The organism is Desulfovibrio sp. Fe33 (genome assembly GCF_028532725.1).
GTDB lineage: Bacteria > Desulfobacterota > Desulfovibrionia > Desulfovibrionales > Desulfovibrionaceae > Pseudodesulfovibrio.
Map to the genome: position 1 here is coordinate 1 of NZ_JAQKGU010000010.1, position 22,844 is coordinate 22,844.

Below are 22,844 nucleotides of genomic sequence, written 5' to 3' on the forward strand. Positions count from 1 at the left end.
TTTCGGGATCGCCCACGAGCCGCATATGCAGCCCAAAGGACATGAGCTCGTAGAACCGCTCCGCCAGCTCGCCCAGAGGCTTGGCGGCGTCGAGAAGGTTCGGGGTTTCACGGATGGCAGTGAAGGCTGCGTCGAGAGCGAAGAGCCAGTCGGCGTCCGGCGTCTCCAACCATTTTTTATTGCTTAAGAAACTGGCGATACCACACATGGCGGTCGTGTACTCCTGGTGGATGGTTTCGGTGCGGAACGGCGGGGCGGTGCTGGAATGCATGGCGCGCCGGGCGTCCTGCATGGACTAGTTGAATTACTGCACATGCCCTGGCTTGGCAAGGGCGGGGCCGGCAGCGGGGCGGCCAGCGCCGCTCCTGAGGATATCCGGCTCCGGCCGAGGGCGGCATCAAAGGCCCCGCGCGTATTCCGCCGACTTCAGCGGAAAAGCCGGACCAGCCCGCATCGCCTTCGCGTCGGAGGTCATTTTGCCGTCCCGGATTCATGACGATTGGGCCGTTCCCGTTATTCCAATTGCGATACCCCGCATTCTTGTGGCATGGTCGCGCCATTGGGGAGCAAAGCTCGATTCTGTTTCAACCGGTACACTTCAAGGAGATTATGTAATGGCCAAGAAGATCCTCATTGTTGATGACGAGGTTCACATCAAGATGCTGCTTGAGCAGACGCTTGAGGAGCTTGAGGACGAATTTGAAGTTGACCTGTACACCGCCTCCGATGGGGAGGAGGGCCTGGAGTTCATCCGCAGCAAACGCCCCGATCTGGTCTTTCTCGATATCATGATGCCCAAGATGAACGGTTACGAGGTTTGCCGCATCATCAAGGACGACGCCTCCCTCGCCGATGTGAAGATCATTCTGCTCACGGCCAAGGGACAGGAAGTTGACCGCAAACAGGGGTTGGAACTCGGCGCCATGATGTACATGACCAAGCCGTTCGATCCCGACGAGATTCTGCGGGTATCCAAGGAGCTCCTCGAATTGTAGCCGGATTTTAGCGGCAATCGATCTTTTTTCATGATAGTTCTCAAAAAATACATACGTCCCGGCGTATTGCGGAATCTTCTGCGTAAGGCGGCCAGGCTGAGCGGCGGGCGGTGTTCCCTGGCCATGAGTTTCGATGGTGCAGTGCTCATCGTGGAAGGCCCGGCCTCGGCCGATGGGTTCGGCGCGGGCGAACCGGGGGTCCTCAGCGTTCCGATCCGCTTCGACGAGACGCATTCGGGCCGGTTGTTCCTGCGCTCCGAAGATCCCGACGACGGAACCGGGCGGGCCGACCTGCTTGATCTCGTCGCCTATTCCATCCAGGAACTCGTGGATATGGAGCGCGCGCGGCGTTCCATCGCCGAGGAGGCGCTGGCCAAGTACCGCGAGCTGGCCCTGCTGCACCGCTCGGTGCCGAATATCAATACTTCCCTGCACATGCGGGACGTGGTCAACGCGCTCATAGACGAGTGTCGGCTGGAGAACTATCCAGGCGAGCTGGGCATGATCTTCCTGCTGGAGCCAAGCCGCAAGATGTTCCGTCTGGCCGTGCAATTCGGTTTTCCCTTCGGCACCTATCTTCAGCCCATGGTGGACAGCGCCCTGTTCCAGGAGGTTGTCGCCTCGGGGCGGGCCGAGATCGTCAATGATTTGGAAAAGGAGTCGCGTTGGGACGGCGAACTCCCGGGGCTCGGGTCCATGATCCTTATTCCCGTCAATTCGCCCAATCGATGCGAGGGCGCGCTCATCCTCGCGTCCAGAAACACGGGGGTGTTCGAGGCCGCTCATCGGCGAAGCCTGTCCACCCTTGCCTCGGTGGCGGGCATTTCGGTTTCGAACGCCTTCAACTTCGAGGGCATCCAGAAGCTCATGAACGCCATCCTCCAGGCTTTGGCCGAGGCTATCGATTCGCGGGACCCTTACACCGCCGGACATTCCGAGCGGGTGGCCCATCTGGCCGTGGCCTTCGCCCACTCACTGAACGAAGCTGGCGGATATCGGGGCGAGGCGTTCAGCGACGACGAACTGCGCGAGATTTATTACGCGGGCATTCTGCACGACGTGGGCAAGATCGGCATCAAGGAGGATGTCCTGACCAAGCGCACCAGGCTGTCCGAGCGGCGCATGGACGTCGTCCGGGCCCGCTTTCAGCTTTTGGGCCAGTTCGACGAGTTCGATTGGGGAAGGGCCTATAATTGCCTTTGCGACGTGAACAAGGCCATGGTCCCGGACGCGGCCGATCTGGATTTCGTCCGCGAGCTGGGAGCCAGGGTCATGCGCCGCAACGGGACCGATCTGCGTTATCTGTATGATGACGAATTGGAAAACCTGCTGCTCACCTACGGCAACTTGACCAGGGACGAACGCAGGGAGATTCAGCGTCATCCGGCCGAGAGCGAGCGCATTTTGCAGCATATCCCCATGCAGGACGGCTACGGCAATCTCCTGACCATTATCCGCCAGCACCATGAGCGGCTGGACGGTTCGGGCTATCCTGACGGTCTGGGAAAAGAGGAAATCCTGCTCCAGAGCCGCCTTATGGCCATCGTGGATATTTACGACGCGGTCACCCAGGAGCGGCATTACAAGCCCGCATACACCCGCAGCGAAGCCATGAAGATTCTTCGCAAGGAAGTGGATGAAGGCAAGCTCGACGCCGATCTGACCAATTTTTTCCTCACGAATATCGAAAGCATCGAGATGCTTTCCGATCAGGTCAAGGTGACCAGGGCCACCCACCTGTCGTCCCTCGGCAATCTGTCCAGCCTCTAGATAAAGCCGGACCGCGCCGTGAATGCGGTCAGCGGATGTGTCGGCGCGCGATGCAGGGCAGGGGCAATTGCCCTTCGGCGAACAGGGTCTTGCAGAAGAGCGGTAGGTCGAGCCGCCATTCGCGCCGCAGTTCGGTCAGCTCGTGCAGGCCGAGAATGGGCATGACCCTGTGGCCGGGGGCCATGCGGATGAGCTTGGCCTCGGCCATTCCTTCCTCCCTGGTGAACCCAGCCTTGTCCAGGATGGCCAGACAGTGGTCCTGGTCCAGGTTGCCCGAAGCCAGTTCACAGTCGATGCGGGCCAGGGCCGCCCGGCGCAGGCCGCGCACATGGCGGACCAGCCGGTCCAGATCGGTTTCCAGATAGCCCAGCTCATCGAGAAGATGCTCGGAGAAAGCCAGCCAGCCCGCCATGAACAGGGGGTTGGTCACCTGGCTGAGGATCGGGTCGTCGAGCGCGCGGCGTTGGGAATCGAGCAGGTGGCGTCCAGGGTATGTCTGCATTGCCGTAAGGAAGGGGAATTCGCGGCGAATGCGGGCCAGGTGGGCGGGGGTGTCCCGGAATCTGTTGCCGGTAAAAATCTGAGGACTGACGTAGCAGCGGGACGGCTCGTTTTCCCAGGCCCCGAGCACGGGGTCATGGTGAATGGGCCGCAGGCCGGACGCCATGTGCCGGGGTTGTGGCTCTATGCGCAGGCCGGAATCGGCGAAGACCCCGGACAGAGGGCCGTTCTGCACGAAGCTGCGCAGCCGGTGTATCTCGCGGATAATCAGGTCCAGGGGAGCGAGACCGTCAGTCGGCGGGCCCTCGTATCCTTCGTACAGTTCCAGCCAAGACCCGCCGCCGATCGAGGATTCCAGCCGTTTGAGGGAGGTCAGCCGGGCGTCGAAATCGGCTTCGGCCAGGTCGCGCAACTCCTCCACGGATCGGGTCGTGCCGAGGACGTGCTCAGCCGTGTAGCTGAAGGGCGGTCCATCCGGGTCGGGGATCACGGGCCTGGAGGTGATGAAACGGTCATATTCGCGCAGGGAGGCCAGGGCGTCTGCCAGGAAACGGGGGGCCCTGCCCGCGTGGCCCAGTTCCGTGCCGCTCAGTTCGGTCAGGTAGCGGGCGCAGTCCCGGACCATGGTCTGGGAGTTGGCCCGCCCAGCCGCGCTGGCGGCTTCGACGTTTTCAGTGGCGTGGGCGAGCAGGGCGGGAACGGCCTTGAGCCGCGCGATGAATCGCTTCTGCCTGGCCCGTTCGTTCTTGGCGGGCAGGTCGGCGGCCTGTTCGAGTCCCGTGAAGGCCACCTGGAGATAGAGTTCCGGCGCCCGTTCCCAGGCGCGGATGCCGTCCAGCTCGGCGATGGCGCCGCCCGCGTTCATGGCCAGGGCCTGCGCCCGCGCCTTGTCCAGCGGGTCCGTGGCCTTGTCCGCTTCGGCGAGGAAGGTTTGGCGGAAGGATTCGAGGGAAGCCAGGTGGCGGGGGATGCCCTTGCGGGAAAGATCGTCCAGCCGGTCGAGACGTTTGGAAGCGTCCGTCACGGGCGGCATGAGCGGGAATGCGCCCGAGGCGCACATTACCGGATAGTGTTTTGCCAGGTAGGCGAAGAACTTTTTGGCGATTCCGGGTTTCATGCGTTCTTTGCCTCGGGGTCCGGTCTAGTCGGCCTGGGTTTCGAGCAGTTTCATCGCCCGGGGGGCGAGTTCGCTCAGTTCAGCTTTGGAAATCTGCGCATCGGCCCCGACGGCCATGCCTTTGTGATGCAGGGTCTCGGTGATGATGGAAGAACAGAGGATGACCGGCAGGCTTCTGAGGCTTGCGTCTTCCTTGATGCGCCGGGTCAGGGTGTGCCCGTCCATGGAAGGCATTTCGATGTCCGTGACCACCAGGTTCACGAACCGGTCCAGGGAGCAATTCTCCTCGGCCGCCTTGGCCTTGGCCTTGAGCAGGTATTGCAGGGCCATTTCGCCGTTTTCCACCGTCTGGACCTTGAAACCGGCCGAGGTCAGAATGTTGGCGATCATCTTGCGCGCCATGGCGGAATCGTCGGCCAGGAGCACCCGGTATTCCTTGTGGGCTATGGTCTCCCTGACGGCGTGGGAGGGATCCAGGTCCGGCTCGCCCTCGGGGTTGAGGTCCATGCAAATCTTTTCCATGTCCAGGATGAAGGTGATCCGCCCGGAAATCTTGACCACGCCGGTGATGGAATTGACCGTCAGGGCCGAGACGTAGTTGGTGGGGGCCTCCACCTCCTGCCAGCCTATGCGGTGGATGCGGGTCACGCCCGAAACCAGGAACGCGCTCTTGGTGCGGTTGAACTGGGTGACGATGACCTTGGGCGGCTCGTTCTCCGCGCGGGTCTTGCCCAGCCATCCCGTCAGGTCGATGAGCGGAATGACCTCGTTGCGGAGAGTGAACGCGCCGAGCACGGATTCGTGGGGCGCTTCGGGCATCTCGGTCAGCTCGGGCATCTGGATGATTTCCAGGACCTTGGCGACGTTGATGCCGTAATACCCCCGGTAGCCGCCTTTCGCGCGCATTTCGTCGAGATAGAATTCGACGATTTCGAGCTCATTGGTGCCCGACTCCAACAGGATCTTGGTTTCGCTCATTAACAAGTGTCTCCAGGGCCTCTGCGGACCCGCCGGTATAGTGACCTAGAACATATACAAGCGGTTTGCCGTGCGCAACCCCGGACATGGGGCTATTCCCGGTGGAAAGGCAGCTATTCTCCGTCGATGCCGTATTTTTTTATTTTGTAATGTATGGCCCGGCGGCTGATTCCCAGACGGTCTGCGGCGACCTTTCTGACTCCGCCCGCCGCCTTGAGGGCGCGGATGATCGTTTCACGCTCGTTGTCCTCCAGGGAGAGGCTTTCTCCGGAGACATGCGGCGAGCCGGGGGACGGCGTTTCGAGCTGGAGATCTTCGGCTCCGATGGTTTCCCCGTCGCAGAAGACCAGGGACGCCTCCAGGGTGTTCTCCAACTCCCGGACGTTGCCCGGCCAGGGATGATTCTCGAGCAGGCGCAGGGCCGCGTCCGAGAGCTTCGCGCGGGGACGTTCCTGGCGTGCGCAGAGGCGTTCGAGAAGCCCGTCCGCCAGGGCCGGGATGTCCTCGCGCCGTTCGCGCAGGGGAGGGATGGTTAGCGTAACCACCTTGAGGCGGTAGTAGAGGTCTTCGCGGAACCCGCCGTCCGCGACCATCTTCGGGAGGTTCGCGTTGGTGGCGGCGATGACCCGGCAGGACACGGTCCGCTCTCCGTTGTCGCCCACTCTTCGGATGGTCCCTTCCTGGAGGAAGCGCAACAGCCGGGTCTGCATCTCCGGGGAGATGTTGCCGATCTCGTCGAGGAACAGGGTCCCGCCGTCGGCTTCCTCGATGAGCCCCTTCTTGTCTTTGACCGCGTGGGTGAAGGACCCTTTGACGTGGCCGAAAAGTTCGCTTTCGAGCAGGGTGGGCTGGGTGGACCCGCAGTCCACCACCACGAAGGGACCGCCCGCACGGGGACTGGCGTCGTGCAGGATGCGCGCGGCCATCTCCTTGCCCGTGCCCGACTCGCCGAAGAGCAGGACCGTGGCCGTTGAGCGGGCAACCCTGTCCAGCCGTTCCAGAAACCGGGCCATGGCCGGGGCCTGTCCGCCGATCAGGCCGTGTGCGCCGGATTTGGGGGCGGGGCGGGAAGAGGGCCGTCCAGCGGGCTTCGCGCCGGGCGCGCCGCCCGGAGCCGCCTCGCCGCGGGTTTCGAGCCTGGCGCGGATTCGGCGGACCAGCTCCTTGCCGTCGAACGGCTTGGTCAGGTAATCGGCAGCCCCATCCTGGATGGACCCTACGGCGTCCGGGATGGTCCCGTGGGCCGTGAGCATGATGATCGGGATGTGCGGCCAGTTTTCCATGACTTCCTTGAGCAACCCCCGTCCGCCCATGCCGGGCATCTTCACGTCGGAGACGATCAGGTCCACCGGCTCGTCCGCCAGCATTTCCAGCGCGGTCTCGGCCCGGTCGGCCAGCAGCGGGCTCAGCCCGGAGGAAAGCAGGCGCGCTTCGAGCACCTGCAGGATGTTTTCGTCGTCGTCGACCACGAGTATGGTCGGAATGTCCGGTTTCGCGCTCATGGATGCTCCTCGTCAGGAAGTGGCGGGCAGTGTGAAGAAAAAGACGGAACCCCGGCCCGGTTCGCTCTCGACCCAGATGCGGCCCCCGTGGGCCAGGACGATGCGTTGCGAGATGGCCAGGCCCAGCCCGGCCCCGTCGATGCTCTCCCTCACGCCGGGTTCGCGGTAGTATTTGAGAAAAATGCGCTCCTGTTCGTCATGCGGGATGCCCGGCCCGTCGTCCGCGACGCTGAAGACCGCTTCCCCGTCCCTGCGGACGGCGCTCACCAGGACCGATCCATCCCGGCCGGAGAACTTCACGGCGTTGCCCACCAGATTGGTCAACACCTGGCGGATGTGCTCTGGATCGGCCCGGACGGCGAGTTTTGGCTCGACATCCGCATTCAGGGCCACATGGGCCGCCTTGGCCGTGGGCGTCATCCGTTCCAGGGTGGATGCCACCAATTCCGCCGCGTCCATGCGCTCCGGGGCGAGTTCCAGTTCTTGGGCCTCCAGGCGCGAGACCGAGAGGAGCCTGGTCAGCAGGGCGGACAGCCGGTCGGACTCCTGCTCGGCGATGTCCAGGAACCGCTTCTGCTTTTCGTTGACCTCGCCGAAGGCGCCGGACCCGATGAGGTCCACGGCCTCGCGCACCGAAGTCAGCGGGGTGCGTATCTCGTGGGAGAGCATGGCTATGAAGTCGGCGCGCATACGCTCTTCGCGTCTGAGTCGCGCGGCCATGGCGTTGAAGGCCAGGGCCAGCTCCCCCAGTTCGTCGCCCGACAGGATGCGCACGTCCCGTGGAGCGGCTCCCTCGCCGAGTTCGCGGATGCCGCGACGCACCTCGGTCAGGGAGCGGTTCAGGGTATAGGCCAGCAGCAGGCTGCCCCCCACGCCCACGATCAGGCAGAAGGCCAGCCCGTACATGCCCACGTTCGCGGCGTGACGGCCCGCGTCGCGCAGGGCGGTCAACCGCGCTTCGAGGTCGGCCTGGTTGTCCAGCAGGGATTGTTCGAGGATGTCGGTCCAGTCGCGGACCGTGTCGTCGGGGGCCAGGTTGTCCCCCGGGGAATTGGCCGGGTCCAGGGTGATCTCGTATTCCGAGGTCAGCTCCTTCCATTCTTCGGCGTACCGGGGATGTTCCCGGATGGTCTCGTTGAGGATTTCCCCGAACCGGGTCAGGTCTTCGACGATGAAGCTCACCGCCGCCTGGTCGCCGCCCAGGATGCGGTAGCGGCGGATGTTGTTCTGCACGTTGCCGAGGCGTTCGAGCATGCGCTGTATGGCCGAGTCCAAGGCGTGGTTTTCGGTGACGATGAGGGCGGCGATGTCGGCGTCCTGCCTGACCTGGCGGAAGAGGTAGGCCGAGGTGGCGAAGAACACCGCGATCAGGGCGCATGACCAGATGGTCAGCTTGGTTGCGATATTCAGGTGGCGGGCCTCGGGCATGGCAAGTCTCCTACCGCATCCGGGTGGGGGGCGCAATCGAAGCGCGCGGCAAACGATACCGCCCGTCACGCCGTGGGGCGCAGCGGGCGGGCCGGTTGATCGAGGGCCGGGAAATCAGCCCCGGATTTCAAATACGTCGTACGTCTTGTCGTGGTCGAAGGAGTTGCAGGTGATCTCGATCTTGTCCACGATGGGGGCCTCGGTCTTGAGGTGCTCGCGGAAGGCCGCGTACATCGCCGCCTCGCCCTGCAACAGGATTTCGGCCTTGCGGTCGGCTATGTTCCGTACCCAGCCCTTGAGTCCCAGGCGTTGGGCGGTGCTCTGAACCCAGGATTGGAAATTGCCTCCCGTGACCTTGCCTTCGACGATACAAGTGTAGCTCAGCATGATGAACCTCCGATTTCGTGTTTCCGCTTATCTGTCGCTATAGGACAAAATCAGAAAAGAGAAAAGGGGAAGGCCGAGAAAATGGCTGCATTGGCGGTTGCCATGGCGGGCCGGGCCGTGTATGGTCTAACTCTGCTCTGAGCGCTTCACAGTCGTGAAGCGGAGGAATCCCCCAATGCGTATATTGTTTTTTATTGTCGCCGTGATCGCGATGATCATCTTTTCGGCTCCGGTCTGGGCGTCGCTTCCCTACTGCAACCCGGACGTGGGCTATACCATCTGGCTGCCCCAGGATTGGACCGAAGCCTCGGCGGACTATCTGGACTCGGCCGAGCGGGCGCGTATGCCGTGGCCTGTCCAGGGCATGGCCCCGGATTGGAAAGCCGGCTACGTCAATGCCGACGGCCGGGGATGCTCCCTTCTGGTGGAGGTCAAGCCGGGCCGCAAGATGCAGGCCTCGGACATCTCCAACTTCAATAGATTTTTGATCCGCTCCCTGACCCGGTCCATTCGCGACCAGGCTCGCCTGCCCGGCGATCCTGTTACGGTCTTCAAGGACGCCTCCTATTTCAAGGACAAGAAGACCCTGCGCATCGAGACCGAGGTCTCTCGGGACGGCGAGACCAAACTCAATCTGGCCTACATCGTCTACACCCGAAAGGGCATGTTGGCTTTCGCCGCCTCCGTGGACCCCGGCGACGCCAAGGCCCGCCGCGCCGTGGACGAGGCCGTGCTTTCGGTCTACCTGGACGACAAGCTCCGCTACTGACCCGCCGTTGACGCGCGGAAGCGGTGCGGATACCATTGCCCCGAGCGGGAACGTATGGTTCCCGGGTGCGCATTTTTGGGCGCGCGCGAAAAGTCGGGCATGGGCAACGCATTGAAGTCGCAGCGATTTCATTTGGGAACGCCCTTTGCTTGAAGGGCGCAGGAGGCCCGAGTGAAGAAAATACTATTGGCGACAGTCCTCACTCTCGTGATGCTCTCCCCGGTCCGGGCCGCGGACGTCCGTTTCCCGGCGGGTCCTTTGCTCGCGGCCTCCGAACAGGGCGACAGGAGAAACGGCCAGGCCGTGCACGGAGACCGGGACGAGAAGCACCACAAGACGGTTATCATCAAGGGCAAGGGCGGCAAGGTCACCGGCGTGGAGCGGGAGCCTGAAAAGCGGCCTAAAAAGAAGAAATAGCCGTGTGTCGAAGCGCGCGAAAAAGCCCCCGCGACCTATTGGTCGAGGGGGCTTTTTCGCGCGCTTGCGCAGGGGCTACTGGGCGGTGCCGCAGGCGGGGGTCTGCGGATCCACGCCGCTTTCGAGCAGCTTGGAGCGGTACTCCTTGACTTCGTCCAGGGAGTTCCAGCCCTCGTACATTTCCATCCATTCGCTGAAATCGAGGTATTCCTCGTCCAGGTGCGGCTCGTGCATTTTCTGCCACACGTTGAACAGGTACATCTCCACCTTGAACCGGGCGTCGTCGAAAACCTGCGGCAGGACCGTGGCTTCGTACTTCTCGCCGTCCAGGCGCGACGCGACAAAGGAGCAGACGTTGTCCTGGGAGCGTTTGTAGTCGAGGGGAGCGTCGTTGACCATGTCCGCGAACCTGTAGAGGACAGGGTATTCCGCCTCGAGTTTCCGCAGCTTTTCCTCCGGAATTTCTATTCGCAATCCGCCGTCTTTATCAACCGTGAAATAGAACCTTACCCATTGGTCGAATTGGAAGATTTCGAGGGCATCGTTGATGGCATTCTTTACGCTGACGCTTCTGAGCATGATCTTGCTCCTTTGAATTTATGCTTGGATTCGGGAATATGGTCATCATACCGTTTCGAGTCAAGGGGAAATCCGGCAAGCCGGGGGTAGACAAAGCGGATGCAGTTGTTATATGAAGTGCGGCTCGCAAGAAAGAAAAGCCCATACCGGGCCTAAATATCTAAGGAGATAACCATGGCACGCCACAAGAAGCATGAGCGCATGAAGGAACTGGATCGCAAGCGTCACCGCCGCCAGAAGGCCATCAAGGCCCGCATCCGGGAAGCCAAGGCCGCCAAGGCCTAACCCAGTCGTTTGTCCGCGCCGCGCCCCCAAGCCGGCGCGTTTCCCCGCCGGGCCGTGCGTTGCGCGCACGGCGCCGGGGCTTGTTAGCGCCCCGCATGAGGCGCTGGAATTTTTGCCTTTGTCATCGAAGGAACGTTTTAAGTCATGCCCATCTACGAGTACCAATGCAATTCCTGCCACGCCGTGTTCGAGGAGTGGCAGTCCGGGTTCGAAGAACACGAAATGCGCTGTCCCGAGTGCGGGGGCGAGTCCAAGAAACTCATTTCCCACTCTTCCTTTCATCTGAAGGGAGGCGGTTGGTACGCCGACGGTTATGGCGGAACGAGCGCCGGGAACAAACCCGGCGAAGCGCAGTCGCCCGCCGACAGCGGCGGATCAGAGACCTCGGCCAAGCCGCAAGCGGCCCCGGCCTGTCCCGCCAAGGCGGATACATCGAGCGCAGGTTCAGCGTCCTAGACACGCGCCAAAGGCAGCACCCGCTGCCTTTTTTATTGGCTCCGCGCCACTTGAGTTTTTACAGCTCCGTTGCCATAGTGTACCACTTGCGCGGCGAGCACCCAAAAATGGAGAAAAGAGACGATGCTTGAACGGTATTCCCGTCCGGAGATGCGGGCGTTGTGGACCCTGGAAAACAAGTTCCGGGTCTGGCTTGAGGTGGAGTTGGCGGTGGTCAGGGCCTGGACCGAAATGGGAAGGGTCCCGCAGGCCGCCTGCGACGAGATTCACGAGAAGGCGGATTTCGACGTCGACCGTATCCTGGAGATCGAACAGACCACCAAGCACGACGTCATCGCATTCCTGTCCGCCGTCGAGGAAAAGGTCGGGCCGAGCTCCCGTTACATTCATCTGGGATGCACTTCTTCCGACATCGTCGACACGGCCAACGGGCTGCTCCTGACCCGTGCCGGGGTGATTATTTCCGAAGGCATCGACCGCATCCTTGAGGTGCTCAAGGGCCTTGCCTACAAGCATAAGGGCCTGATCTGCATGGGCCGGACCCACGGCATCCACGCCGAGCCCACCACCTACGGCCTGAAGTTCACCGGCTTCTACGCCGAGTTCGCCCGCCACAAGGTGCGTTTCGAGGCGGCCCGCGAGAACATCCGCGTGGGCAAGCTCTCCGGCGCGGTGGGCACTTTCGCCCACTCCGGTCCCGAGCTCGAAGAGCGCACCTGCGCCGCGCTCGGCCTTGCGCCGGACCCGCACTCCACCCAGATCGTGCAGCGCGACCGCTATGCCCAGTTCTTTACCTCCCTGGCCATGCTGGCCGGGGGCATCGAGCGGCTTGGCCTTGAGCTGCGCCACTTGCAGCGCACCGAGGTTTCCGAGGTCGAGGAAGGCTTCACCAAGGGCCAGAAGGGCTCCTCCGCCATGCCCCACAAGAAGAACCCCATTTCCGCCGAGAACCTCTGCGGCCTGGCCCGGTTGATCCGCTCTAACTCCCTTGCGGCCATGGAAAACCAGGCCCTGTGGCATGAGCGCGACATCTCCCATTCCTCCGTGGAGCGGGTCATCATGCCCGACACCACCGCGCTCATCGACTACATGCTGCACCGCATGGCCGGGGTTCTGGAACGGCTGGTGGTCAAGGAGGACGTCATCGAGCGGAACCTGCTCAGCTCCTTCGGCCTTTTCTATTCCCAGCGTGTCCTGAACAAGCTCATCGACACCGGCCTGAAGCGGCAGGAAGCCTACGAAATGGTGCAGCGCGTGGCCATGCGCTGCTGGGAAAACCGCGTCCAGTTCGAGGACGAGGTGCGTAACGACCCGGAAGTTAAGAAACATCTGGGTTCCAACGAACTTGACGAAGCTTTTGACCCTTCGTATTACAAACGCTATGAAGACGTGGTTTTCCATCGCGTCTTCGAGGGATAACAGGATGACGGAACTCAAATCGCGGCTGGCAAGGCTTCTGCTCAAGCTCTCCTACAAGGAAGGCGATTTCACGCTGACTTCGGGAAAGAAGAGCGACTATTACTTCGACTGCAAGCAGACCGCGCTCAATGCCGAGGGCGGCTACCTCATCGGGCGGCTCTTCGTGGAGATGCTCAAGAACTACGAGGTGCAGGGCGTGGGCGGCATGACTCTCGGGGCGGACCCGCTGGTCTCCGCAGTGACCGTGGTGTCCTTCCTGGAAGGACGGCCGCTGCCCGGTTTCATCATCCGCAAGAAGGCCAAGGGTCATGGCACCAACCAGTACCTTGAGGGATTGGCCAACTTCAGCGAGGGCGACCGGGTCGTCCTGCTGGAGGACGTCTGCACCACCGGCGGCACGCTCATAACCGCCGCCGAGCGCGTGCGCGATGCCGGGCTCGAGATTGCAGGCGTGCTGGCCGTCCTCGATCGCGAGGAAGGCGGCCGTGAGCGGCTGAAGGAGGCCGGGCTGGAGCTCGACGCCATCTTCACCCGCCAGGAATTGCTGGCTGCGGGGAAATAGGCTCGCCGGAACGCCGGGAGCCGGTTTGGTGAAACCAGGAGCGGGTAGTAACAGCACATGCGGGTAGCACTCATCGTCCTGACACTCATTATGTCCGCGACAACGGCCCTGGCCGGGGGTTGGACGCCGTTGCTTTCCTCCCATTCCTACGGGCCGGAGCGAATCATCGCCGTGGACAAGAGAGCGCAGGAGCTGATCGTGCTCGAACGCAAGTCGCCCTTGCACGAGGTGCGGCGTTTTCCCTGTACCACAGGGCAGTCCCTGGGCGACAAGGCCGTTGAAGGCGATATGCGCACCCCCGAGGGCGTTTATTTCGTCGGCCGCCGCATCAACCGCGAGCTGGATTGGGATCTCTACGGAAATATCGCCTATTCCTTGAATTATCCCAATCCGATCGACCGCATCAAGGGCAAGACCGGCTCCGGCATCTGGCTGCACGGCCGGGGCAAGACCTTCCTGCCCCGCGATACGCTCGGCTGCGTTGCGCTCAAGGTCCCGGACATGAAGAACGTGGCCCTGGACGCGGCCTACGGCACTCCGGTGGTCATAGCCGACGACGTCGACTGGACCCCGGAGCCGGGCGAAAGCGAGATCACGGCCATGAATCTGGTCAAGACCCTGGAAGCCTGGGCCCGCGATTGGGGCGCCAAGGACGAGGCGTTCTTTTCCTATTACGACGAGCCGCTCCTCAAGATGTCCGAGGGACTCGATTTCGACGGGTTCGAGGCGCACAAGCGCAACATATTCTCCGCCCAGCCCTGGATACACGTCATGGTGGACAACGTCAGGGCCATTCCCGGCCCCGGCTACTGGGTGACCTGGTTCGACCAGTATTACCGGACCAGGGGCATGGCCTCCACCACGGGCAAACGGTTCTACTGGGTGCAGGACGAGCAGGGCCGCTGGCGCATCGCCGGGCGCGAGTACGTCCCCGTCACCGAAGAACTGGACGGCAAGTATCTGGCCGCCAAGACGGTCGAGGCCAGGGAGCTGGTGGAGAAATGGCGCGAGGCGTGGCTTGCCGCCGACGTGGCCGCATACGGGAGTTTCTACGAGCGGGACGCCGACCAGGGAGGGCGTCGCGGGGCGGCCGATATCGCCGATTACAAAAAGACGTTGTGGGCCAAGAAGCCTCCTGTTAGGTTGGAAATTGATGACCTGAAAGTCGCTTTGCATCCCATGGGGCTCAAGGTGGCCTTTGACCAGGTTTTCGCCGATGCCGGGGGGTATGAGGACAGAGGCCGCAAGACCTTGATCCTGGTACCCGAAGGCGACTCCTGGAAAATCGACAGTGAGCAGTGGAGACGGATGAGATGAGCGATTCCAAGTACAGCGTGCTCTTCATGCGCGATGACCGGGACGTGTCCCGATATCGCCTAAGCCCGTTCTGGCTGAAGATGTTTGTCTTCAGCCAGGTCTTTTTGCTTCTGTGCGCCGCAGGCGGCATCTATATGGGAGTGCGCGGGTTCCGGATCAACGCCGCGCTCCAAACCGAGAAGAAGGATTTGGAACAGCGTCTGGTGGACGCCGAAGTGCGTCTGGAACGGCTGGGGAACATGGAGAAAATCCTCGAATCCTACGACGCTACCGAACTGCAATCCCTCCTGTCCGCCGCCACGACCGAGGCGGAGCACCCCGAGCCGCGCGAGGAAATCAACCTGAACAAGATTTTCACCCGCGCCGACACCCGCCAGGTCGGCGTGGAAAACATGCAGGCCAAGCTGACGGGGCGCAAGCTGACCGTCTCCTTCGAGCTGAACAACCTCCAGGCCACCAAGTCCATGGCCGGGCAGGCGGACTTCATCTTTCTGACCAAGGGCGGCGCGGCCGAGGACGCCGAAACCAACAAGGACGACCTGTCGTTCCAGATTCAACGATTCAAGCGCATTCAAACCACCTTCCTCCTGCCCGAAGGCATGGAGCGCAAGGATCTCTTCGGGTTGCGGCTTGAAATCAAGGGAAAGGATGGAGATGTCGTTTTCGCCGAAACGTATCCCTTCTACCACATTCTGGCTTCTTAGCCTGATCCTCTTCCTCTCCTTCGCCTCCCCGGCCGACGCAGGATCGTGGGAGCATTCATTTTTCGCGGGCACACAATACCCTCTCAAGGTCGTCTATCTCCAGGGCGGGCAGCCCGGGCCCACCGTCATGGTCCAGGGCGGCATCCAGGGCGATGAAACCGCCGGGTACATCACCGCCCAACTCCTTTCACAGGGCAAGGTCCTGCGGGGCAACCTGATCGTCCTGCCTCGGGCCAACGTGCCGTCCATCAACCTGCGCAAGCGGCAGATCAACGTGGACATGAACCGCCGCTTCGACCAAAATTACAACCGCTTCTACGAGGACCGCGTGGCCCGGGTCATCCGCTACCTCCTCAACCAGGCGGACGCCTTCATCCATCTGCACGAGGGCAGCGGCTTCTACAACCCGACCTACGTGGACAACCTGCGCAACCCGAAGCGGTACGGACAGTCCTTCATCGTGGACACCCTGGCCTACAACCAGATCGATCTGGCCGGGACCGTGGCCCCTGTGCTGGACGAACTCAACAACCACATCGGGATGAGCGACTACAAGTTCCGGCTGTTCAACACCAGGACCTTCGACCAGGGCACCAATTATCCCGAGATGCGCAAATCCCTGACCTGCTACGCGCTGGCCGAGCACAACATCCCGGCCGTGGCCGTGGAGGTCTCCAAGTCCATCATTCAGATAGACTGGAAGGTCCGGCAGCAGTTGACCGCCACCATCATGCTTCTTCACCGTCTCGGCGTCGAAGTGGTTCCGCCCGAGTTCACCGACGAGGATGTGCAGGCCTATGCCCGGAAGGGTGTGACGGTCATGGTCAACGGCCGCACCCTGGGCAAGGACAAGGTCATTAATCTGGCCCCGGGTTCGACCCTGGCCGTGAAGCAGGTTTCCGCCGGACCGACCGAGTTCGCTCCGGAACTTGCCCTGTTCGCCTCGGACCGGCCTGGCGTGAACCTCATCAACGCCCGGCGCATGGTTCTCGAACAGTTCTCAGAGCTGGAATTGCGCTCCGACGGCCGCAAGGTAGCCGAGGCGCAGGTTCGCTGGACCGGCAGGCTTCCCAACGCGCCGGGCGACGATACCCCGGTGTTCGTCTGTTGGCTCAACGGCAACCCAATTTTCGTGCGCGAGGGCGAAACCCTCCATGCCGTACTCGGCGACCAGCTCATTCTCGAAGGGATTTGGGGCAGCGACCTCAAGGAAGTGGTCAACCTCAAGGGGTTCGTGGCCATCCCCTGGGCCAACAACGGCCAGGACCTTGGCTGGGAGATCATTTTGGACCCCGACAATTTCATGTCCAAGTACGCCCTTGAGGAAGACCGTTCGTCCGGAACCCTGTTCCGGGTCGTCCGGGAGACGCCCGGTGTGCCAAGGTCCACGTTCTACGTCGAGATTCTGCCGCGTACTGTCCTTGCCCTGCGCCTCGGCGACGAGCGTGGGCAAAACCTGCTTATTCCGTGGATTTCCGGCGGCAGCTACAGGTTGCCCGAAGGCGACTACGTGTTCGAGTCCGCATGGAGCAACGGCCCGGACGACAAGCTGGTGGCCCTGGCCGGGGACGTGCCCTTGGAAAAAGGACGTTCTTTCCGGGTTGATTACACCCGTCCACTCAAGCTGACCGTGCGCCAGGCCACAACCTTCGGCGATATCGGGAGCATGACGTTTACCGCAGGCGGTTTGGCCAGCCGGGAGACGCGCGCGCAATAACCCGTGACGCCGGTCCCTGAACGCGACGAGCCCCGTCCGGATTCTTCCGGGCGGGGCTCGTCGCGTTCAGGATAACGGGCGGGTCAACGCATGAGCAGGCCAATGAGGGCCAGCGGCACGCCAAAGCAGAGCAGCACGGCCCCGAACTCCACCGCGCCGTACAGGAGCAGGGCCGCCGCCACGAGGATGAGCAGCACGCCGGAAGTCACGGCCAGACGCGGGGAAAGCGTCATTTTCCGCGTGATCTCGTCGATAGGCCGTTTCACAGCCTGGCCGCACCGGCGGCACTTACGGTCCTGGGGGCGGATGGCCGTCCCGCATTTAGGGCATTTCATGGGCTGGCGGTTAGCACAGTTTGTGTGCAGGGAAAACCCCTTATTCCTGTCGCTTGCGATTTTTGCATACGCAAGGACTTTTCACGCCCGGAGAGACAACATCCGTATGTTCAAAATTGAACCGGAGAGCGCCGCAGGCCGCCCGCCGCGCGTCGAGAGCGGCGGGCGGTTGTCGGCGGACCATGCAGCCCGGCTGACTAGTCGTATATTTCTGGGTTGAGGCAGGTCTCGGGCTTCCGGCCTTCGAGCATGGCGATGAGGTTGCGGGCGGCCAGCACGGCCATGTCGGCTCGCGCGGAGGCTGTGCCGGAACCTATATGCGGCAGCAGAACCACGTTTTCCAGCTCGGCCATGCCGGGCGTTAGGGCGGGTTCATTTTCATATACGTCCAGGCCTGCTCCGGCGATCTCCCCGGTTTTCAGGGCGTGGAGCAGGGCCTGCTCGTCGATGACGGGGCCGCGTCCTGTATTGATGATGCAGGCGGTCCGCTTCATGCGCGCAAAGGCGTCGGACCCGAACAGATGCCGGGTGCCGGGATTGAGCGGGGTATGAAGGGATATGTAGTCTGACGCCTCCAACAGCTCCTCGAAGGAGACCAGGCGGGCGTTCAGCTCGGATTCCAGTGCTTCGTTCCGCCGGTTGGTTGAACTTGTGTACAGGATCGGCATATCGAATCCCCGGCTCATGCGGGCCATGGCCGTGCCGATGCGTCCCGCGCCCACGATGCCCAGGGTCTTGCCGGACACGTCGCCGCCGATGAATTGCAGGGGGCCCCAGCCGGGCCAGTCGCCGGAACGCATCGTCCGGTCCGCGGGGATGACCTTGCGGGCCACGGCGAAGAGCAGCGCCCAGGCGCATTCGGCGGTGGCGTTGGTCAGCACGTCCGGGGTGTTGGATACGGGCATTGACCGCCGGGTGGCTTCGGGCACGTCGATGTTGTCGAAGCCGACGGCGTAGTTGGCGTATCCCTTGAGTTTGGGAGCCGCGTCGAAAAACTCGGCGTCGATCCTCTCGGTGAGCAGGCCGATGACTCCCTGGCAGTCGGCGATTATTTCAAGCAGTTCGGTGCGGGACACGGGGGCGTCCACGGGGTTGACTTCCACCTCGGCCACCTGTCGGAGCAGGGCGAGCCCTTCTTCGGGGATTTGGCGGGTGACGTACACCTTTGGTCGATCCATTCTTTCCTCCTTGGATGTTCAACCAAAGAATGCGGTCAGGCGTCCAAGGAGTCAATCGCCGATTGGCGCAACTGAAAAGTCCCCTGTAGGTTGACCTACAGGGGGACTTTGCTAGCGTGGTGCGCCCGGCACGATTCGAACGTGCGATCTTTCGGTTCGTAGCCGAATGCTCTATCCAGCTGAGCCACGGGCGCGCAAACGAGATGCATGTCTATGCGTAACCTCGTCGGACGTCAAGCGCTTTTTTTCAGTTTTTTAAATTTGTCCGAGAAAATCTTCCCGTGACTCACGGCGCGGGCTTTCGTCTGTCCCGTCGAGCCGGATGACGGACCGCCGTAAAACCGCGTCATACGGGCGATAATCGAAGATCATGCCCAGGGCCGTGGGCTAACCAGGCCCGCCGCCAAGTGATTTTGGCAGAATGGGAAAAAATTCCGGCGACTCATTTTCTCCATTGATCGGGTTTGTCCGTGTTCGGGTTGATGCTCAAAAAAAGATCATTTTTTTCTTCCCGGAGGGAGAAAATGAGGAGTTTGCCTGCTCTGGACGCGCGCATGGGAGGTCGCGCGGGAGGATGTGGGGAACTGTGTTGAACGAGATGTATTTTCCCCTTGCCTATGGCGGTGGGGTGCGGCAACGTTGGTGTGTAAACAACCATACGGGAACAACTTAATGTCCACTCTCGAAGAGAAAGTTCTGCATAGCGAAACCCTCCTTGCAGCTCTGGCCGACCGCATAGACCCCGCCCGGGTACGCGTGGCCTGGACCGGAGGCAAGGATTCCACCGTTGTCCTGTTTATCTGGAAAACCTTGGTCGAACACGCCGGCAACGGCCCTGTCCGGGCCATCAACCTTGATACCGGCTGCAAGTTCCCCGAAGTGCTCGCCTTCCGCGACCAACTGGCCGAGGCGTGGGGAGTGGACCTTCATGTAGCCCGTCCCGCCGTTTCCCTGGACGGGTATCCCTTGGCCCGCGATCCGCTCGTCTGCTGCCGAGAACTCAAGGTGGAGCCCTTGAAAAAGGCGGTGCGCGAAACCGGGACCGATTTCCTTCTGACCGGCATTCGCCGGGATGAGCACCCGGATCGCCTGACCAGAAAAGAGATGGAGAAGCGGAGCGACCCGGCTCACACCCTGGTCAACCCGTTGCTCGATTGGACCGAAACCGACGTCTGGGCTTTCCACGCCCGCTTCGGCCTGCCGTACTGCGAACTCTACGATCAAGGTTACCGTTCCCTTGGCTGCCGCCCCTGCACCACGCTTCCCGACGTGCAGGGGGGCGAACGGTCCGGCCGGGCCGGAGGCAAGGAGGCGGTTCTGTCCGCCCTGACCAATCTCGGATACTTCTGAGCAGTCTTCATAGTCCGGGTGGCGAATCACTCGGAGGCCATGTCAGGTGGGTATTGTGCTTTTTTTCACTAAATTCCATACTTTTTCGAGACGTGTTTTATCAAAAACGTCAAATTGTGCAAAATCGTGTGTAGATACGGTCTGTTGCAGTGTGCCTGAGTATGAGGCAAAAGTTCGGTTCGGGCCTTGACCTGGGTGTCAACTTCACCTAAGGACAAGTGTTTATTAGGCTAAGGGGTAAGTGCAAACGCACTGGTTTTCGGTTGGAGGTGAACCGGAATCCAGGTGCCTGCTGTACTCGTTCTTCATCTTCTGAAACGAGGTCTTCATGTCAAATCTGTTAGTGCTTCTCATCCTGCTGCCGATGGCAGCGGCGACGGTCTGTTATTTCGTGCGGTCTTCGTCCGTGCGGAAGCTGACCGTACTCGCCACTGGGGGCATCCTGACGCTTGCGTCGTTGGGGCTGCTTATGCAGGGGACGTTTGCGCCGATCGAGATCGGCTCATTCCTGGGCATAGGCAGTGATTTCCTGGTTACCGTCCTGGATTTCGTGCTGCTGGGGCTCATTTTCTTTTATGGTTACAAACACAAAAGCCTGCTCGTCCAGGGCTTCACGTTGGCCCAGACCGCTTTGCTCGTCTGGTTCGAGGCGGTTATGGTCGGCCACGAGGCGGTGCCCGCATTGATGGGCGACCAACTCGCACTGATCATGGTCCTGGTCGTATCGATCATCGGCTCCCTCATCTGCGTCTTCGCCATTCCCTATATGAAGGAACACGAAGAGCATCTGGGATTGAAGAAGACCCGCCAGCCGCGGTTCTTCTTTTTCATGCTGCTGTTCCTGGGCGCCATGAACGGTCTGGTCCTGTCCAACAACATCCTGTGGATGTACTTCTTCTTCGAAGTGACCACCCTGTGCTCCTTCATGCTCATCGGGCATGACGCCACCGAGATCGCCACGAAGAATTCGATCCGGGCCTTGTGGATGAACGCCTTCGGAGGCCTGGCCTTCGTTGTCGGCATGATGCTGGTCTACGCTCATGCCGGTACGCTGAACATCTCCGCGATCCTCGCCCTCGGTCCCTCCGGAGCCATGATGGTCACAGGCGTCGCTTTCCTCTGTCTGGCCGGTTTCACCAAGGCCGCCCAGGTCCCGTTCCAGTCCTGGCTGCTCGGGGCCATGGTCGCTCCGACCCCGGTTTCCGCGCTCCTGCACTCCTCGACAATGGTCAAGGCGGGCGTTTTCGTGGTGCTGCGGTTTGCTCCGGTTTATGCCGGAACCTTCTTGTCGACGGGCATCGCCTTGTGCGGCGCGTTCACCTTCCTCAGCTGCGCAGCTCTCGGCGTGGGGCAGTCCAACGGCAAGAAAATCCTGGCTTACTCCACTGTGGCCAACCTCGGCCTGATAATCTGCTGCGCGGGCATCAACACCCCGTTGGCGTTGACCGCGGCGATCCTGCTTATCCTCTTCCACGCGATCTCCAAGTCGCTGCTCTTCCTGTGCGTCGGCACCATCGAGCAGGCCATCGGTTCCCGTGACATCGAGGACATGCGCGGCCTGTACGGCGAGCATCCCCGGACCGCCCTCATCACCATCGCGGGCATCCTTTCCATGATGCTGCCGCCTTTCGGCGTGCTGCTCGGCAAGTGGATGGCCATCGAGGCTTCCGCCGACAGCAACATCTTCGTGGTGGTCATGCTGGCCCTGGGCTCGGCCCTGATGGTCGTGTACCTGGCCCGCTGGGCGGGTTCCCTCATGGGCACCCGCGAGCAGGGCGCCCGGCCGGAATCCCAGCCTCTGCTCATCCGCATTCCGCTGATGACCCTGTGCCTGGGTACCGTGGTCCTCTCCCTGGCCTCTCCGTGGATCTACAACTCCTTGCTGGCTCCCTGGATCGGTTCGGCTCCCTTTACCGTGGGCTTCGGCTCCCTTGAGTCCGCTCACGGCACCTTTGTGGTGGTGCCTCTGGGCCTGGTTCTCGGTCTTGGCTTGCTGTACGCGGTCAAGGCGGCCTCGGGCTACCGCAGGGTCAAGATCATGCCGCCCTACGTGAGCGGGGTGAACAGTTCCGCTGACGGCACCTACGTCGGTCCCATGAACGGCGACGTGCCGTTCTCCACCGGCAACCTCTATCTGGGCGAGCTGTTCGCTGAACCCAAGCTCACGCCCATCTTCAACGCAATGGCGGTCGCGCTGATCGTCCTCATGCTGGGAGGGGCGCTCTAATGGAAACTCTCATTCTCGTCATCATCGGACTTGTTGGCGCTCCGTTGGCGGGCGGCCTGCTCGCCGGTCTGGATCGTCGCGTAACCGCCTGGTTCCAGTCGCGGCAGGGTCCCCCGATCATGCAGGCCTTCTATGACGTGGCCAAGCTCTTCGGAAAAGAGAAGATGGTCGTCAACCAGTGGCAGATCCTCTGCGCCTGGGTGTACCTCGTGGCGGCGGCCGCTTCCGTGGCCCTGTTCTTCGCTCAGGGCGACCTGCTGCTCGTCATCTTCGTGCAGGCCATCGGCGCGGTCTTCCTGGTCATGGGCGCCATGTCCACCAAGTCCCCGTACGCCCAGGTCGGCGCGCAGCGCGAGCTGATTCAGGTCCTGGCCTACGAGCCGATACTGGTCCTGGTCTTCGTGGGCTTCTACATGGTCACCGGCAGCTTCTCCATCGAGGCCATCTGGGCCCAAGAGACGCCGTTGCTGGCCAAGATGCCGCTGCTGTACCTGGCATTGGGCTACGCCCTGACCATCAAGCTGCGGAAGTCCCCGTTCGACTTCTCGACTTCCCATCACGGCCATCAGGAACTGGTCAAGGGATTGCTCACCGAGTATTCCGGCCCCTACCTCGGCCTGATCGAAATCGCCCACTGGTACGAGACCATCCTGGTGCTCGGCCTGTGCGCGCTCTTCTGGCATACCAACGTGGCCTGGATGGCGCTTCTGCTCGCGGCCACCTACATGCTCGAAATCCTGGTGGACAACACCATGGCCCGTATGACCTGGCGCTGGATGATCAAGCGCGTCTGGCTGCTCGGCATGGGCATGTCCGTCGTTAACCTCATCTGGCTGTACGCGGGGTAAATC

22 protein-coding genes and 1 tRNA gene are annotated in these 22,844 nt (G+C 61.9%); 13 read left to right on the forward strand and 10 right to left on the reverse strand.

Annotated features, from left to right (window positions below; all coding sequences use genetic code 11):
- Positions 1 to 292 (reverse strand): hypothetical protein (locus PSN43_RS12625; RefSeq protein WP_272701093.1); only part of this gene is annotated, 292 nt, incomplete at its 3' end.
- A gap of 322 nt (positions 293 to 614) precedes the next feature.
- On the opposite strand from PSN43_RS12625, the gene PSN43_RS12630 reads away from it, so the two are divergent.
- Both PSN43_RS12630 and PSN43_RS12635 read left to right on the forward strand, forming a co-directional pair.
- Positions 615 to 995 (forward strand): response regulator transcription factor, encoded by a 381-nt coding sequence (locus tag PSN43_RS12630; RefSeq protein WP_269942857.1) that lies wholly within the window; start codon positions 615 to 617, stop codon positions 993 to 995.
- A 30-nt stretch (positions 996 to 1,025) separates the two neighbouring features.
- Positions 1,026 to 2,765, forward strand: a complete 1,740-nt coding sequence (locus PSN43_RS12635; RefSeq protein WP_272701094.1) for an HD-GYP domain-containing protein — start codon at positions 1,026 to 1,028, stop codon at positions 2,763 to 2,765.
- Positions 2,766 to 2,793: 28 nt separating this feature from the next.
- Here the strand turns inward: PSN43_RS12635 and PSN43_RS12640 are convergent, their stop codons facing one another.
- The 5 genes from PSN43_RS12640 to PSN43_RS12660 form a co-directional block, all read right to left on the reverse strand.
- Positions 2,794 to 4,383, reverse strand: a complete 1,590-nt coding sequence (locus PSN43_RS12640; protein ID WP_272701095.1) for a DUF885 family protein — start codon at positions 4,381 to 4,383, stop codon at positions 2,794 to 2,796.
- A 24-nt stretch (positions 4,384 to 4,407) separates the two neighbouring features.
- Positions 4,408 to 5,361, reverse strand: a complete 954-nt coding sequence (locus tag PSN43_RS12645) for a chemotaxis protein (protein WP_272701096.1) — start codon at positions 5,359 to 5,361, stop codon at positions 4,408 to 4,410.
- Positions 5,362 to 5,474: 113 nt separating this feature from the next.
- Entirely contained in the window at positions 5,475 to 6,863 is a 1,389-nt protein-coding gene (locus PSN43_RS12650; RefSeq protein ID WP_272701097.1) for a sigma-54-dependent transcriptional regulator, read from the reverse strand.
- Between the two features lie 12 nt (positions 6,864 to 6,875).
- Positions 6,876 to 8,291 carry a HAMP domain-containing sensor histidine kinase gene (locus PSN43_RS12655; protein ID WP_272701098.1) on the reverse strand — a complete coding sequence of 472 codons (1,416 nt, stop codon included), beginning with the start codon at positions 8,289 to 8,291 and terminating at the stop codon, positions 6,876 to 6,878.
- A gap of 114 nt (positions 8,292 to 8,405) precedes the next feature.
- Positions 8,406 to 8,678, reverse strand: a complete 273-nt coding sequence (locus PSN43_RS12660) for an acylphosphatase (RefSeq protein ID WP_272701099.1) — start codon at positions 8,676 to 8,678, stop codon at positions 8,406 to 8,408.
- 175 nt (positions 8,679 to 8,853) lie between these two features.
- On the opposite strand from PSN43_RS12660, the gene PSN43_RS12665 reads away from it, so the two are divergent.
- Both PSN43_RS12665 and PSN43_RS12670 read left to right on the forward strand, forming a co-directional pair.
- On the forward strand, positions 8,854 to 9,447 hold the full coding sequence (locus PSN43_RS12665; RefSeq protein ID WP_272701100.1) for a hypothetical protein: 594 nt from the start codon (positions 8,854 to 8,856) through the stop codon (positions 9,445 to 9,447).
- 171 nt (positions 9,448 to 9,618) lie between these two features.
- Positions 9,619 to 9,864: a hypothetical protein gene (locus tag PSN43_RS12670; protein ID WP_272701101.1), complete on the forward strand. Its 246-nt coding sequence runs from the start codon at positions 9,619 to 9,621 to the stop codon at positions 9,862 to 9,864.
- A gap of 75 nt (positions 9,865 to 9,939) precedes the next feature.
- Here PSN43_RS12670 and PSN43_RS12675 read toward each other — a convergent pair whose 3' ends face one another.
- Complete coding sequence (locus PSN43_RS12675; protein WP_272701102.1) at positions 9,940 to 10,443, reverse strand: hypothetical protein; 504 nt, start codon at positions 10,441 to 10,443, stop codon at positions 9,940 to 9,942.
- 429 nt (positions 10,444 to 10,872) lie between these two features.
- Here PSN43_RS12675 and PSN43_RS12680 point away from each other — a divergent pair, with 429 nt between their 5' ends.
- The 6 genes from PSN43_RS12680 (at position 10,873) to PSN43_RS12705 (ending at position 16,903) form a co-directional block, all read left to right on the forward strand.
- Positions 10,873 to 11,184, forward strand: a complete 312-nt coding sequence (locus tag PSN43_RS12680) for an FmdB family zinc ribbon protein (RefSeq protein WP_272701103.1) — start codon at positions 10,873 to 10,875, stop codon at positions 11,182 to 11,184.
- A 123-nt stretch (positions 11,185 to 11,307) separates the two neighbouring features.
- Positions 11,308 to 12,603, forward strand: a complete 1,296-nt coding sequence (gene purB, locus PSN43_RS12685; protein ID WP_272701104.1) for an adenylosuccinate lyase — start codon at positions 11,308 to 11,310, stop codon at positions 12,601 to 12,603.
- Positions 12,604 to 12,607: 4 nt separating this feature from the next.
- Positions 12,608 to 13,165 carry an orotate phosphoribosyltransferase gene (pyrE, locus tag PSN43_RS12690; RefSeq protein ID WP_272701105.1) on the forward strand — a complete coding sequence of 186 codons (558 nt, stop codon included), beginning with the start codon at positions 12,608 to 12,610 and terminating at the stop codon, positions 13,163 to 13,165.
- 57 nt (positions 13,166 to 13,222) lie between these two features.
- Positions 13,223 to 14,482, forward strand: coding sequence for a L,D-transpeptidase family protein (locus PSN43_RS12695; protein WP_272701106.1), 1,260 nt, complete (start codon positions 13,223 to 13,225; stop codon positions 14,480 to 14,482).
- Positions 14,479 to 15,186 carry a hypothetical protein gene (locus tag PSN43_RS12700; protein WP_272701107.1) on the forward strand — a complete coding sequence of 236 codons (708 nt, stop codon included), beginning with the start codon at positions 14,479 to 14,481 and terminating at the stop codon, positions 15,184 to 15,186. Before PSN43_RS12695 ends, PSN43_RS12700 begins: the two co-directional genes overlap by 4 nt.
- Positions 15,137 to 16,903, forward strand: a complete 1,767-nt coding sequence (locus PSN43_RS12705; RefSeq protein ID WP_272701108.1) for a M14/M99 family metallopeptidase — start codon at positions 15,137 to 15,139, stop codon at positions 16,901 to 16,903. Before PSN43_RS12700 ends, PSN43_RS12705 begins: the two co-directional genes overlap by 50 nt.
- 83 nt (positions 16,904 to 16,986) lie before the next feature.
- Here the strand turns inward: PSN43_RS12705 and PSN43_RS12710 are convergent, their stop codons facing one another.
- The 3 genes from PSN43_RS12710 to PSN43_RS12720 form a co-directional block, all read right to left on the reverse strand.
- Positions 16,987 to 17,238, reverse strand: coding sequence for a zinc-ribbon domain-containing protein (locus PSN43_RS12710; RefSeq protein ID WP_272701109.1), 252 nt, complete (start codon positions 17,236 to 17,238; stop codon positions 16,987 to 16,989).
- Between the two features lie 197 nt (positions 17,239 to 17,435).
- Positions 17,436 to 18,416, reverse strand: coding sequence for a 2-hydroxyacid dehydrogenase (locus PSN43_RS12715; protein WP_272701110.1), 981 nt, complete (start codon positions 18,414 to 18,416; stop codon positions 17,436 to 17,438).
- Positions 18,417 to 18,533: 117 nt separating this feature from the next.
- Positions 18,534 to 18,610: transfer RNA gene (locus PSN43_RS12720), tRNA-Arg, on the reverse strand.
- Positions 18,611 to 19,088: 478 nt separating this feature from the next.
- Here PSN43_RS12720 and PSN43_RS12725 point away from each other — a divergent pair.
- The 3 genes from PSN43_RS12725 (at position 19,089) to PSN43_RS12735 (ending at position 22,841) form a co-directional block, all read left to right on the forward strand.
- Positions 19,089 to 19,766, forward strand: coding sequence for a phosphoadenosine phosphosulfate reductase family protein (locus tag PSN43_RS12725; RefSeq protein WP_272701111.1), 678 nt, complete (start codon positions 19,089 to 19,091; stop codon positions 19,764 to 19,766).
- Positions 19,767 to 20,094: 328 nt separating this feature from the next.
- Positions 20,095 to 21,993, forward strand: a complete 1,899-nt coding sequence (locus PSN43_RS12730; protein ID WP_272701112.1) for an NADH-quinone oxidoreductase subunit 5 family protein — start codon at positions 20,095 to 20,097, stop codon at positions 21,991 to 21,993.
- Entirely contained in the window at positions 21,993 to 22,841 is an 849-nt protein-coding gene (locus PSN43_RS12735) for a respiratory chain complex I subunit 1 family protein (protein ID WP_272701113.1), read from the forward strand. The genes PSN43_RS12730 and PSN43_RS12735 overlap by 1 nt, the downstream gene beginning before the upstream one ends.
- Positions 22,842 to 22,844 lie beyond the last annotated feature (3 nt).